The sequence below is a fragment of the Microbacterium sp. S1037 genome, from assembly GCF_048381605.1.
Classification (GTDB): Bacteria; Actinomycetota; Actinomycetes; order Actinomycetales; family Microbacteriaceae; genus Microbacterium; species Microbacterium testaceum_B.
The window spans coordinates 1,009,444-1,021,419 of sequence record NZ_JBLWIG010000001.1 but is presented as its reverse complement, the minus strand read 5'-3'; the positions used below and the strand labels follow the sequence as shown (position 1 = coordinate 1,021,419).

The 11,976-nt window shown below is 71.1% G+C and carries 13 protein-coding genes; 8 read left to right on the top strand and 5 right to left on the bottom strand.

Going from position 1 to position 11,976, the window contains the following annotated elements; all coding sequences use genetic code 11:
- The first annotated feature begins 57 nt into the window (after positions 1 to 57).
- The 4 genes from ACMW4R_RS04500 (at position 58) to ACMW4R_RS04485 (ending at position 4,869) form a co-directional block, all read left to right on the top strand.
- A complete protein-coding gene (locus ACMW4R_RS04500) occupies positions 58 to 1,236 on the top strand; it encodes an ABC transporter substrate-binding protein (RefSeq protein ID WP_418299282.1) in 1,179 nt (392 codons plus the stop codon).
- Positions 1,237 to 1,509: 273 nt separating this feature from the next.
- Positions 1,510 to 2,841, top strand: coding sequence for an FAD-binding oxidoreductase (locus tag ACMW4R_RS04495; protein WP_418299281.1), 1,332 nt, complete (start codon positions 1,510 to 1,512; stop codon positions 2,839 to 2,841).
- A complete protein-coding gene (locus ACMW4R_RS04490) occupies positions 2,838 to 3,617 on the top strand; it encodes a creatininase family protein (RefSeq protein WP_418299280.1) in 780 nt (259 codons plus the stop codon). The genes ACMW4R_RS04495 and ACMW4R_RS04490 overlap by 4 nt, the downstream gene beginning before the upstream one ends.
- Before the next feature lie 40 nt (positions 3,618 to 3,657).
- A complete protein-coding gene (locus ACMW4R_RS04485) occupies positions 3,658 to 4,869 on the top strand; it encodes an MFS transporter (RefSeq protein ID WP_418299279.1) in 1,212 nt (403 codons plus the stop codon).
- Between the two features lie 157 nt (positions 4,870 to 5,026).
- Here the strand turns inward: ACMW4R_RS04485 and ACMW4R_RS04480 are convergent, their stop codons facing one another.
- Together ACMW4R_RS04480 and ACMW4R_RS04475 are read right to left on the bottom strand one after the other, a co-directional pair.
- Positions 5,027 to 5,242: a hypothetical protein gene (locus ACMW4R_RS04480; protein ID WP_058598114.1), complete on the bottom strand. Its 216-nt coding sequence runs from the start codon at positions 5,240 to 5,242 to the stop codon at positions 5,027 to 5,029.
- A gap of 51 nt (positions 5,243 to 5,293) precedes the next feature.
- Complete coding sequence (locus tag ACMW4R_RS04475) at positions 5,294 to 5,881, bottom strand: TetR/AcrR family transcriptional regulator (RefSeq protein ID WP_058627865.1); 588 nt, start codon at positions 5,879 to 5,881, stop codon at positions 5,294 to 5,296.
- 68 nt (positions 5,882 to 5,949) lie between these two features.
- On the opposite strand from ACMW4R_RS04475, the gene ACMW4R_RS04470 reads away from it, so the two are divergent.
- Both ACMW4R_RS04470 and ACMW4R_RS04465 read left to right on the top strand, forming a co-directional pair.
- Complete coding sequence (locus ACMW4R_RS04470; protein WP_058598112.1) at positions 5,950 to 6,708, top strand: SDR family NAD(P)-dependent oxidoreductase; 759 nt, start codon at positions 5,950 to 5,952, stop codon at positions 6,706 to 6,708.
- A gap of 54 nt (positions 6,709 to 6,762) precedes the next feature.
- The gene (locus tag ACMW4R_RS04465; protein WP_241490576.1) at positions 6,763 to 7,134 is read left to right on the top strand and encodes a hypothetical protein; all 372 of its coding nucleotides are present in this window, start codon (positions 6,763 to 6,765) and stop codon (positions 7,132 to 7,134) included.
- 93 nt (positions 7,135 to 7,227) lie between these two features.
- Here the strand turns inward: ACMW4R_RS04465 and ACMW4R_RS04460 are convergent, their stop codons facing one another.
- Complete coding sequence (locus ACMW4R_RS04460; protein ID WP_418299278.1) at positions 7,228 to 8,604, bottom strand: amidohydrolase family protein; 1,377 nt, start codon at positions 8,602 to 8,604, stop codon at positions 7,228 to 7,230.
- A gap of 363 nt (positions 8,605 to 8,967) precedes the next feature.
- On the bottom strand, positions 8,968 to 10,029 hold the full coding sequence (locus tag ACMW4R_RS04455; protein WP_418299277.1) for an alpha/beta hydrolase: 1,062 nt from the start codon (positions 10,027 to 10,029) through the stop codon (positions 8,968 to 8,970).
- A gap of 144 nt (positions 10,030 to 10,173) precedes the next feature.
- Between ACMW4R_RS04455 and ACMW4R_RS04450 the strand changes: the two genes are divergently transcribed.
- A complete protein-coding gene (locus tag ACMW4R_RS04450) occupies positions 10,174 to 10,674 on the top strand; it encodes a pyridoxamine 5'-phosphate oxidase family protein (protein WP_418299276.1) in 501 nt (166 codons plus the stop codon).
- 87 nt (positions 10,675 to 10,761) lie between these two features.
- Here ACMW4R_RS04450 and ACMW4R_RS04445 read toward each other — a convergent pair whose 3' ends face one another.
- On the bottom strand, positions 10,762 to 11,100 hold the full coding sequence (locus ACMW4R_RS04445; protein ID WP_418299275.1) for a hypothetical protein: 339 nt from the start codon (positions 11,098 to 11,100) through the stop codon (positions 10,762 to 10,764).
- A 119-nt stretch (positions 11,101 to 11,219) separates the two neighbouring features.
- On the opposite strand from ACMW4R_RS04445, the gene ACMW4R_RS04440 reads away from it, so the two are divergent.
- Positions 11,220 to 11,927, top strand: a complete 708-nt coding sequence (locus ACMW4R_RS04440; RefSeq protein ID WP_058612840.1) for an SDR family NAD(P)-dependent oxidoreductase — start codon at positions 11,220 to 11,222, stop codon at positions 11,925 to 11,927.
- Positions 11,928 to 11,976 lie beyond the last annotated feature (49 nt).

The following is an 11,976-nucleotide window of genomic DNA, read 5'->3' as shown; positions in this document are numbered from 1 at the left end:
CCGCACCTGCTTCACCTTCCGCACCCGAGTTCCATCCGTCACAGAAAGCGACCCAGCATGCAGCGCTCCACCCTTCTTCGCGCCACCGCCGCCACCGGTGCCTTCGCGATCGCCCTCACGCTCACCTCGTGCGCCGGGAGCGCCGCGGAGCAGGCGGCGCCGGCGACCGACATGCCCATCGGCTCGGTCGACCTCTCGGCCGACTGCCCCTCGACGATCGTGGTCCAGACCGACTGGAACCCCGAGGCCGAGCACGGTCACCTCTACGAGATGATCAAGGACGACTACACGATCGACGCGAACACCAAGTCGGTCACGGGCCCCCTCATGTCCGACGGCGAGTACACCGGCGTCAACCTCGAGATCCGCGCCGGTGGCCCCGCCATCGGCTTCCAAACCGTGTCGGCGCAGATGTACCAGGACGACAAGATCACCCTCGGTTACGTCAGCACGGACGAGGCCATCCAGCTCTCGGCGACCACCCCCACCAAGGCCGTCATGGCGCCGCTGGACATCAGCCCGACCATGGTCATGTGGGACCCCGCGACCTACCCCGACGTCAAGACCATCCAGGACGTCGCTCCGGCGCTCGAGAAGAACGGCGGCGTCTGGCGCTACTTCGACGGCTCGGCCTACATCGAGTACCTCAAGAGCGCGGGCCTGGCCAACGCCTCGATCCTCGACGGCTCGTACGACGGCACCCCGTCGAACTTCGTCGCCGCCGGCGGCAAGGACATGCAGCAGGGCTTCGCCTCGGCTGAGCCGTACGTCTACCAGAACGAGGTCTCGGCCTGGGGCAAGCCGGTGAAGTTCGCCCTGATCCACGACGCCGGATGGCAGACCTACCAGTCGTCGATGTCGGTCAAGAAGGACGACTTCGACAAGCTGTCGCCGTGCCTGTCGAAGCTCGTCCCCGTTCTCCAGAAGGCGGGCGTCGCGTACTACAAGGACCCGAAGGCCGCGAACGACCTCATCCTCAAGCTCGTCGACGAGTACGCCACCGGTTGGACCTACACGCAGGGCGTGGCCGACTACTCGGTGAAGACGCAGGTCGACCTCGGCCTGGTCGGCAACGGCCCCGACTCGACCTACGGCAACTTCGACGACACCCGCTTCGCGGACTTCTACACGAAGGCCGCGAAGGTCTACACCGACCTCGGCACCCCGCCGGCCGCCGGTGAGACCGCGAAGGACCTCTACACGAACGAGTTCATCGACACCTCGATCTCGTTCTGACCCGGGTGGTCGGGTCGGCTCGCGCCGACCCTTCACCCGATCCCCGCCAGGCTCGCACGCGCGCCTCGGCCCGGCCCGCTTCGTGCGGGCCGGGCCGCTCGGTCTGGCCGTGATCTCGCCGAGACCGCATCCGCCTGACAACTCCTTTGCAGACTGCAACGCGGATGTCAGCCCCATGCAGTCTCGGCGATCCACGCCCCACCCCGGCCCCGCCCCGACCGTCGGCCCCGACACCCGGCATCCACCCCACCCGCGTCACCCGGAGAAACACCCATGAGCGACACCGCCACCCGCGTCCTCTCCCTCGAGGACGAGCTCCTCGACCTGCTCGGCCCCGCCGCCGTCAGCACCGAACCGCGCGTCCGCGAGCGCGCCAGCGTCGACGGATCGCCGATGTCGCCGATCATCGCCGCGCAGCTCCCGCTCGGGTTGGCCGACCTGGTCGTCTTCGCCGCCGACGCCGAACAGATCGCCACGGCCGTAGCCGCGGCATCCCGTCACGGGGTCCCGATCACCGTGCGGGGCAAGGGCACGGGCAACTACGGTCAGGCCATTCCGATGCAGGGCGGCCTCGTGATCGACACCACCCGCGCCAAGGCCATCGTCGAGGTCGGCGACGGCTTCATCACCGCCGAGGCGGGCACCCCCATGGTGCTGCTCGAGCAGGCCGCGTGGGCCAGCGGGCAGGCGCTCTGGATGTACCCCTCGACCGCGCAGTCCACCATCGGCGGCTTCCTCTCGGGAGGCTCCGGCGGCACCGGCTCGATCGCCTATGGTTCCAACGACCGCGGCTTCGTCGCCGCCCTCGACGTCGTGCACGCCGACGGCAGCGCCGAGATCCACCACGTCGAGGGCGACGAGGCCCAGAAGTACGTGCACAACTACGGCACCGCGGGCGTGATCGTCCGCGCGACCGTCCACCTCGAGCCGCTGCGCGAGTGGCGCGGGCTCTGGGCGAGCTTCCCCGACTTCGCCGGCACGCTCTCGGTGGTGCAGACCATCGGGAACCTCGACCCCTCGCCACGCCTCGTGTCGGGCGACGGGCCCGAGATCTCGGCATCCCTCCCCAGCGACGAGGCCATCCCCGAGGGGCGCTCGAGCCTTCGGGTGATCCTGGATGCCGCCCAGATCGACACCGTGACCGCGATCATCGAGGGCGCGGGCGGGCGCGTCGAGGCGGTGCGCGAGGGGCCGCAGGCGAGCATCCGCCTGTCGATGCTCAGCTACAACCACCCGATCGAGTGGTACCAGAAGAGCCAGCCGCACGAGGTCTTCCACCTCGAGGTCGCGGGAGCTCCCCTCGCCGAGGACATCGAAGCCGTCGAGGGCGTGTTCGCCGGCGGCAAGCTGCACATCGAGTCGACCAAGGCGTTCCCGATCGGCATGCTGGCCGCCCCCTACGTCAGCGAAGAGGACGTGTACCGCGGCATCGCCGAGCTCAATGCGATCGGCGTCGGCGTGCACAACCCGCACCAGTGGAACGTCGACTTCAACGTCGAGCAGACCGTCGAGACGGCCCGGGTCACCGACCCGAACGGGCTGCTGAACCCCGGCAAGCTCAACCCCGACTACACCGGTGCGCGCAAGGGAGCGATCATCTCATGACCCGTCTGCTCGCCGAGCTCAGCGGCCCCGCCGCCGCCGAAGCCCTCACCGAGAGGTCGATCGTCGTGCTCCCCACGGGCGCGATCGAGCACCATGGTCCGCACCTCCCCCTGGCGACGGATGCGATCGTGGCCGAGGCCTCGGCGACGGCCGCCGTCGCGCGCGCCGCGGCCCAGGGCCTCGACGTCTGGCAGCTGCCGACCCTGTCGATCACGAAGTCGGACGAGCACTCCTGGGCTCCCGGGACGCTGTGGCTCACGCCCGAGACGATGATGCAGACGATCGTCGACATCGGCCGGTCGCTTCTGACCACGCGCGCCCGCACCCTCGTGTTCCTCAACGGGCACGGCGGCAACGTCGCGCTACTCAACGTCGCGAACCGCGAGCTGCGCCGCCGCTTCGGCCTGCGCACGTTCTTCATGCCCGCCGCGCGCGTGCCCTCGTTCGACGGCACCGACGGCGGCCCCGACGAGCACGGCACCGGCATCCACGCCGGCCACGGCGAGACGAGCATGATCATGCACCTGCGGCCCGAGCTCGTCGACGCGTCGAAATTCGAAGCGACGGTGCCGGCGCACATCGGCGACTTCCGGCACATCGGCTTCAACGGCAAGCCGGTGACCTTCGGCTGGCTGTCGAACGACTTCGGTCCCACGGGGGTGCTCGGCGACCCCACGGGGGCGAACGCCGCCCACGGGGCGCAGCTGTTCGAGGACAGCGTGTCGTTCGTCGTCGAAGCCCTCGAGGAGATCAGCCGATTCGACTACACGGCGTGAGCGCCGTGACGCCGGACGCGACGGGCTCGGCGGCGCGCGCGTGAGCGCCGCCGCCGAGACGCGCCAGGGGGTTCGCGCCTACGGGCAGGTGCTGCGCCTGCCCGGGGCGCGAAGCTTCGTCGCGGCGGGCATCCTCGCCCGTTTCCCCCGCGCGACGCTGTCGCTCGGCATCATCCTTCTGGTGTCGGCGGTCACCGGCAGCTTCGCCTCCGCGGGACTCGTCGTCGCGCCCCTCGTCGGCGGCATGGCGATCGCGGCACCGCTCTGGTCGTCGCGCATGGACCGGCACGGCCAGGCGCGAGTGATCCTGGTGTCTCTCGGATGCCTCGTGCTCGCGGCATCCGGATTCCTCGCCCTCGTGCTCACGGGGGCGCCGTTCTGGACATGGTTCGTCGCCGCGTTCGTGACCGGGGCGTCGACTCCCGACCTGACCTCGGCCGTGCGGGCGCGGTGGACGGTCCTGGCGCCGGAGTCGCAGCGGACCGCCGCGCTGGCGCTCGAGACGATCGCCGATCAGATGGTGTTCATCTCGGGTCCACCCGCGATCACGGCGGTCGCCGCAGCGATCGATCCCGCCGTGGCGATGCTCGGCTCGCTCGGACTCGGCGTTCTCGGCGGCGTCTGGCTCGCGTCGCAGCGGGGGACGCAGCCCCTCGCGACCCCGCGCGGGCCGCGGCGCGGTCTCGTCCTTCCCCCGGCCGGCGTGATCCCCGTGGCGATCGCGTGCATCGCCCTCGGCGGAGTGTTCGGCGCCTTCGACGTCAGCCTCGTCGGGTGGGCCGAGCTGAGCGAACGGCCGTGGCTCGCGGGTCCGGCGTTCAGCGCCTTGGCGGTGGCCATCGCCATCGGCTCGGTCATCACGGGAGCGCGCGCATGGAAGCTGTCGCCCGCCGCGCGATACATCGGCTTCGCGGCGCTGGCCGCCGTCGTCGCCGCCGGCCTCCCTCTGGCGCAGGGCTCGGCGCCCGTGCTGTTCGGCGTGATCCTGCTGCTCGGCCTGGCGGTGTCGCCGGTGATGGTGTCCGGCATCCTGGTCGCGTCCGCTCGGGCGCCCGAGGGGCGCGTGACCGAGACGCTGGCCTACCCGACCGCCGCGATGTCGCTCGGCGTGCCGATCGGCGGCGTGATCGCGGGAGCGGCCCTGGATGCCACGGGCCCCGCGACCGCTCTGATCACCATCACGGTGTCGCTGGCTCTGGCGGCGGCGATCGCCGCTGCGGGCGAGGCGCTGCTGCGGGTGAGGGGGCGGTAGGGGCGGGGGCGGAGGCTTCGACGAGCTCAGCCACCGCCACCTCGCCACGAACGTCCCTGAGCCTGCCGAAGGGACCGGAACCTGCTCTCGCCGCCCGGAGGCCGCGACCGTCTCACGCACCGGCGACGCCCCCCCCCCCCCCCCCCGGAGCCGAGCGTCAGCCGGCCGAGGAGTCGAGGCGATGGACGCGGCCGGTCGCCGGGTCGACCCAGTTGCCAGAGCCGGTGAGCCGATGCCACCTCTTGTGGAACGCGAGGTCCGTGTCGGCGGCATCGGGGACGCCCGCGCCGCACAGGTCGCAGATGCGGAGGACGACGGTCTCCCCCTGCGCCGTCGTCAGCGACACCGACCCGTCCGGGAATGTGAGACCCATCGCGCTCCCCCTTCGTTCGTGAGAACGCCCACCTTACGAGACGAGAGCGGCTCAGCGCGGGGCGACCTCGCGGAGCGCGCGACGGACCACGCTCTGCGGGGCTTCCGTTCCTCCATGAAGGGCCCACCAGGCGAGGGATGCGTTGACCGCGGCCATCAGCGCGTGCACGCGCACCGTCGTCAAGAGGTCGTCCGGTGCGCAGCCCGCCCGTTCCGCGGCGAAGCGTGCCGCGGCATCCGTCATCATCCCGATCGTCGGGGCCCCGACCTGCTCGAGCGACGGGTTCGCGCGAATCACGCGCAGCCGGTGGCGCGTGACCTCGATAGACTCGGCGGGGATGGTGGCGCCGGCCTCGAACGCACGGCGGATCGCCTCCCAGAGCGGCTCTTCGTCGCCGCTCGCCGAGAGGGAGGTGCGGAAGCGATCGAATGACTCCTCGAGCCCGTCCCAGACGAGCGCGGCCTTGTTCGGGAAGAGCCGGAACAACGACCGCCGACTCACCCCCGCCGCCGTTGCGACCTCGTCCATCGACACGGCATCGAATCCGCGCTCGTCGAAGAGGCGGAGCGCGATGAGGGAGACGCGGGCGGGATCGATTGTGCGCGGCCGCCCCCCGGGACGCTCGTTCGGACTTTCCATAGACACCTTTCGGCACTGAGTGCTAAAACCGTGAGTGGCGCACCTGCGCCCTCACGAAGGAGAAAACCATGACCGCGTCGACCGTCGCACGATTCGCAGGCAAGACCATCATCGTCACCGGTGCCGGGTCCGGTATCGGACGCGCCACGGCGACCCGGATCGCGCACGAAGGCGGGCGCGTCATCGCGACCGACGTCGTCGCCGAGCGACTCGAGGCCCTCCGCGACGAGCTGAGCGGACTGGCCGTCGAGACGGTCGTCGGAGACGTCTCCGCTCCCGAGACCATCGCGGCGCTCCTCGAGACAGCAGGGGGCCGGGTCGACGGACTCGCGAACGTCGCCGGAATCATGGATGCCTTCCTTCCGCCGAGCGAGGTCGACGACGCGACGTGGGACCGGGTCCTGAGCGTCAACCTCACTGGCCCGATGCGCCTGACGCGCGCGGTGCTGCCGCTCATGATCGGGGCGGGCGCCGGCGCGATCGTCAACGTCGCCTCGGAGGCCGCGCTGCGCGGCTCGACGGCCGGCGCGGCGTACACGTCGTCGAAGCACGCGATCGCGGGGTTCACGAAGAGCGTCGCGTTCTTCCACGGTCCGCAGGGCGTCCGCGCGAACGCGGTCGCGCCGGGGGCCGTCGCCACCAACATCGAGGCGCCCATGAAGAGCGAGTACGCCGCCGGCCGCATCGGCCCGCTCCTCCAGGTGGTCGTGCCGCCCGTCGCGCAGCCGGAGCAACTCGCCGCCGCCATCACCTGGCTGCTCAGCGATGACTCCGCCAACGTCAACGGCGTGCTGTTGCCGAGCGACGGGGGATGGTCGGCGATCTGACGGACTCCGCCGCCGCGCGGGTCCGACGGACGTACGCCGCGTAGCGTGGTCTTTGTGGACCCCGAGACCGAGGAGCAGCGATCGCGCTTGGCTCACTGGAGCTGGCAGGACCGATCCCTGCAATCCACCACGCCCCCACGGCTCGAAGACGGACGGCGTCTCATCCGCGTCTTCCCGGAGTGGATCAGCGGCCTTCCCCTCTGGGAGAACTTCACGGAGAACTACCCGTTCGAGCGCGATGCCCTGCCCCTCTCGTCCGAGCTGCAGGACGCTTTCGAGGCATGGAACGAGCACTGGCAGAACCGGGACATCGACGAGGAGCTCCCCGACCTGGACCGATGGCTCGCCGAGGGGAGAGAGCTCGTCGCCCGACTCCGTGACGAACTCGGGGACACCGCCGACGTGCGGGCCGAGTTCTGCGCCTGACGCGGCGCCCTCATCGCCGCGTGTCCACAACACCCGGACGCCCCGCGAGGACCGTCCGGGTTTCGTGGACACTCAACCCTGCAGACGCGGACGCTAGAGGATGACGCCGAACTCCTCCGCGAGCGCGGGGAGCTCCTCGTGCAGCACCCGCGATGCCTCCTCGGCCAGCGGGTTCGTCGACACACCGCGGTCGTTCACGAGCTTGCCGCCGACGTACACCTGCTTCAGGTTGCGGAGCCCGCACGCGAGCACGTAGCTGCGCACCGGATTCCACAGCGGACCGACGTCCGGGAGCCGCGGGTCGACGACCACGAAGTCGGCGAACTTGCCCACCTCCAGGCTGCCGACGCGGTCGTCGACGCCCATGATCTCCGCTCCCCCGAGGGTGTGCAGGCGCAACACCCGCTCGGGCATCATCGACAGCGGGTCGTGGGTACGGGCGCGCTGCATGAACATGCCCATGCGCATGTTCTGCCACGGGTCGGCGACGTCGGTGCAGGCCTGGTCGTCGAGGCCCATGCCGACCTTCATGCCCTGGTCGAGCATCTCTGGCACGTGCGCGACACCCGACGCGAGACGCCCATTGGATGCCGGCTGCCACGACATGCTCGCGCCACCGGCGGCGGCATCCGCGATGATCTCCGGCGTCGTCTGGATGAAGTGGCCGAACATCATCCCGGGGCGCAGCGCGCCGGCGTTCTTGTACAGCTGGAACTTCGTCTGCTGGTGCTCGATCGCCTCGTACGTCTCGAGGAAGTGCGCCTGATTGGTGACGCCGAAACGGTCCATGACCGCGACCTCGATCTCGGCGGCGTCGGGCCTGGTCGACCACTGCACCTGCCCCATGATCGAGGCGCCGAGCGCGATGTCCGGATCCATCGCGAGGACGTGATCAAGGGATGCCTCGAACCGGGCGAAGATCTCCTCGTCGGTGCCGACGGTCGCATCGAGCGCGATCGAGTCGACGAAGCGGAGCCCCGCGTCGAGGCATCCATCCGCCTGCCGGGTGTGCCAGGCGTGATCGCGCAGGATGCCGCCGCCGTCGGCGCGCTTGCCGTCGACCATCGGCTCCCAGGGCAGGAGCGGATCGGTGAAGTTGTAGGCCGTGGTCACGCCGTTGGCGAGGAAGTCGAGCGAACCGTGCAGCGTCGCCCAGTAGATCTGGTCGGGCGAGGCGTTGTTGAGCACGCTGAACATCGAGGTGCACCAGCCGTACAGCGTCTGGTCGACGCCGAGGCCGCGCGAGCCGCTCGTGAACAGGTGGCTGTGGCTCGACACGAAGCCCGGCGCGACGAACTTGCCGTCGACGTCGAGGATGTCGTCGGCGGTCAGCCCCGGGTCGGGGTCGCCGGCGCCGATCGCGGCAATGCGTCCGTCTTCGACGAGCATGTACCCGCGCTCGATGTATCCGGGGTCGTCGGTGCCCGCGGGGACCGTGATGAGACGTGCGTTCGTGACCAGGAGCGACATGTTGATGACGGTAACAATCGCGTGTTTCCGCGGTGTTCCGGGCGTGCGGCGGATGTTTTGCAGGGCCTCGTCCCACTTATGGCGGTGCGTGTCCCAGAGGGAGCCGGTCGCGGATCCCCGCACCCGCCACAAGTGGGACGAGGGTCGCGTGGCCCAGCGCGGCTCAACACCCTCGTCCCACTTATGGCGGTGCGTGTCCCAGAAGAAGCGGGTTACGGACCTCCGCACCCACCACGAGTGGGACACGCATCCCGCTGGGCACCGCCGAAGCAGGGCCTCGTCCCACTTATGACAGTGCGTGTCCCAGAAGTGGTCGGGCAGCAGCCCGGCAACCCGCCACAAGTGGGACGAGGGTCGAGCAGCTCAGGCGAAGGCGCGACGCACCGCGGGTGCGATCGCCGCGAGCACCTCGTCGCGCGCGGGCGTCGACGGGAACACCAGGAACAGGTGCGGCACACCCTCGCGGCGCACGAACTCGACGGGGACTCCGGATGCCGCCAACCGCCCGGCGTACTCCTCCGCCTCGTCGGAGAGCGGGTCGACGCTCGCCGCGACGATCACGGCCGGAGCCGATCCGGCCAGATCGGGCGCGCGCACCGGGGCCGCCTCGACAGGGACCGCACCATCGGACGCGGCTCCCGCCGGAGCGGCGACCTGCGCGACCGGCCCGGGCGCGGAACCCTCGGGTGCGGACGCCGCAACGCCCCCGGGCGCCACCGCCGGACCGACGCTCCCCGCGCCCGCGGCCTCCTGCAGGTACAGCCCCCAGTACCACTGCATTCCCTTCGCGGTCAGCGGCAGGTTCTCGGTGTGCGCGCGGTAGCTCGGCCGGTCGGGGTCGGGGGCGTCGAGCACGGGGCACAGCAGCACCTGGACCCGGATGCCGGGAGCCCGACCCTCACGCGAGCGCAGGGCGAGCGCGGCGGCGAGGTTGCCCCCGGCACTGTGCCCGGCGACCCCGAGCAACGCGGGGTCGATCAGCCCACCGGCCCCGGAGGCGGCGAAACGCAGCGCCCGCTCGCAGTCGCCGAGTCCGGCCGGGAAGGGGTGCTCGGGCGCCAGCCGGTAGTCGACGCTCAGCACCTGAGCATCGGTGGCGGCGGCGAGCGCGCGGCACAGGGCGTCGTTGTTGTCGAGGTCGCCCGCGACCCAGCCGCCGCCATGGGCGAAGACGAGCGTGCCGCGGTGCCCCGCGCGGGGCCGGTACAGGCGCAGCGCGAGGCCGTCGGCATCCAGATCCTGCGACTCGACGACCTCGTCGTCGGGCAGGCGCACCCACGACGGGTTCGCGCGCAGCTCGGCGATCCGCGCGGCGTCGTCGCCGTCGGCATCCGTGGCGCCGGAAGGGATCGTTCCCGCGCGAGCGGCAAGTCGTTCGAGGTGCGCGCGCACGTCGGGGTCGGTGATGGCGGGGTGGACGCTCACGGTTCTCCTGCGGCTCGGGCGTCGCCGTGACGGGCGACGGGGACAGGGCGAGCGTAGAGGGCCGCGTGATCGCCGAGACGACGTGAGGGCGAAGCGTTACGACCAGGAAACACCGCCGTCGCGCGCGCCCCCGACGATGGCGGCATGTCCTCACCCGAGCAACGCGCGGCCGCGATTCTTGCGAGCCAACGCTTCGTCGTCATCGGCACGACCGACGCGGACGGCCCGTGGACGGCGGCAGCGCAGTACCGCCTCCTTCCGCGCGGACTGTACGTCGAGTCGGACCGCGGGTCTCGCCACGCCCGGGCGATCGCGGTGTCGGGCATGGCATCCGGTGTCGTCTACGACTCGTCGGCGGCTGTCGCCGACGCCGACGGGGTGCAGCTGGCGTTCTCGGCCCGGCAGGTGGATGCCACGGAGCCGGCCGTGCGAGCGGTCCTGGCCGCGCGGCTTCCCCGTGACGCTGGGCCGGCCGCCGAGCTCGACGCCGAGGTGGCGGCGGTGCTCGCGGTGCGAACCAAGCACCTGTACGTTCTCGAGGTCGAGCGGGCGTACGTCTTCGATCGCGACGCCTGGCGTTCGCGCGGAACGGACGCGCGGATCGAGGTCGACGTGGACGCGGTCTGGCAGGTCCTCGCCGGGTGAGGCGGCAGGGGGCGCTTCGCGCGACCGCACGGTGAGGGTACGGCCGGTGCCCGCGCGGTGGCGCCTGAAACGACGTTCCGCGCCCGATCAGCCGAAGGATTGCGCGAACATCGCCTGCGCGATGAGCGGCAGACCGAACGAGGCCCCCGCGCAGACGAGGGCCGCACCGGCGACGATTCGGGGCACCAGACGACGCGAGCGGACGGCGAAGAACGCCGCCAGGATCGCCAAGGTCGTGAGACCGACCGGGATGAGGAACCAGGCGATGACGCCCCCCGGCACCCAGGCGAGAAGGAGCAGAACACCGACCAGCGCCGACCACGCGAAGGCCAACACAGCGATGACGAGCACAGAAAGAGCGATGCTCCCCGCGGCCGCACCGGCACCTCGCCGCGCCGCGGCGTCGGGGCGGACCGTCTGAATCATGGCCTCACCCTAGCCACCTCGCGGCTTTACGCCGCCGAAACAGCACCGTCGCGACTCCGTACGACGCGGGGCGTACCGTGACGCCGCAGGGCGACCCGACGCCCGGAGAGAGGAGCACCGTGTCCCACCGCGTCATCGTCACCGGAGGCTCAGGCGGCATCGGCGCCGCCATCGTCGAACGCTTCCTCACCGATGGCGCGAGTGTCGTGGTGCTGGATCGTCGCGCGCCGGCCGAGGAGTCGGCATCCGACTTCGTCGCCGTCGACCTGCTCGATCCGATCGACACGCGGCGCGCGGTCGGGGAGGCGATCGAGGTGCTCGGTGGCGTCGACGTGCTCGTGAACTGCGCGGGCATCTTCCAGCATGCCTCGCTGCTCGACATCACGGTCGACGACTGGGATCGCGTGCTCGACATCAACGCCCGCGCCACCCTCGTGACGATGCAGGCCGTCGCCCCCGCGATGCTCGACGCCCGCCGCGGCGCGATCGTCAACATCGCGAGTATGGCCGCGAAGCAGGGCGGCGGAGGCGAGGGCCACTACGCCGCCTCGAAGGCCGCGGTCGTCGCGCTGACGCGCGCGGGCGCGCAGGAATGGGGATGCCACGGCGTCACCGTCAACGCGGTGTGCCCGGGCTACGTGCTCACCGAGATGGGCGCCGACACCCGCTCGGAGGCCGACATCGCCGCGTGGAGCGCGAAGTCTCCGCTGGGCCGGCTCGGGATCCCGGAGGACGTGGCCGGGGTCACGCACTTCCTCGCCTCACCGGCCGGGAGCTACCTCACCGGCCAGGCGATCAACGTCACCGGCGGGATGGTCATGCACTGATGCGCTGGTCTCGGCGCGAACGTGGGCGAAACTCCTGAGATTCGGGCAC

Excerpts from the sequence above, each read along its gene's own strand:
- ACMW4R_RS04500 (WP_418299282.1), top strand. The coding sequence starts at position 58 with ATGCAGCGCTCCACCCTTCTTCGCGCCACCGCCGCCACCGGTGCCTTC.
- ACMW4R_RS04495 (WP_418299281.1), top strand. The coding sequence starts at position 1,510 with ATGAGCGACACCGCCACCCGCGTCCTCTCCCTCGAGGACGAGCTCCTC.
- ACMW4R_RS04490 (WP_418299280.1), top strand. The coding sequence starts at position 2,838 with ATGACCCGTCTGCTCGCCGAGCTCAGCGGCCCCGCCGCCGCCGAAGCC.
- ACMW4R_RS04480 (WP_058598114.1), bottom strand. The coding sequence starts at position 5,242 with ATGGGTCTCACATTCCCGGACGGGTCGGTGTCGCTGACGACGGCGCAG.
- ACMW4R_RS04475 (WP_058627865.1), bottom strand. The coding sequence starts at position 5,881 with ATGGAAAGTCCGAACGAGCGTCCCGGGGGGCGGCCGCGCACAATCGAT.
- ACMW4R_RS04470 (WP_058598112.1), top strand. The coding sequence starts at position 5,950 with ATGACCGCGTCGACCGTCGCACGATTCGCAGGCAAGACCATCATCGTC.
- ACMW4R_RS04460 (WP_418299278.1), bottom strand. The coding sequence starts at position 8,604 with ATGTCGCTCCTGGTCACGAACGCACGTCTCATCACGGTCCCCGCGGGC.
- ACMW4R_RS04450 (WP_418299276.1), top strand. The coding sequence starts at position 10,174 with ATGTCCTCACCCGAGCAACGCGCGGCCGCGATTCTTGCGAGCCAACGC.
- ACMW4R_RS04445 (WP_418299275.1), bottom strand. The coding sequence starts at position 11,100 with ATGATTCAGACGGTCCGCCCCGACGCCGCGGCGCGGCGAGGTGCCGGT.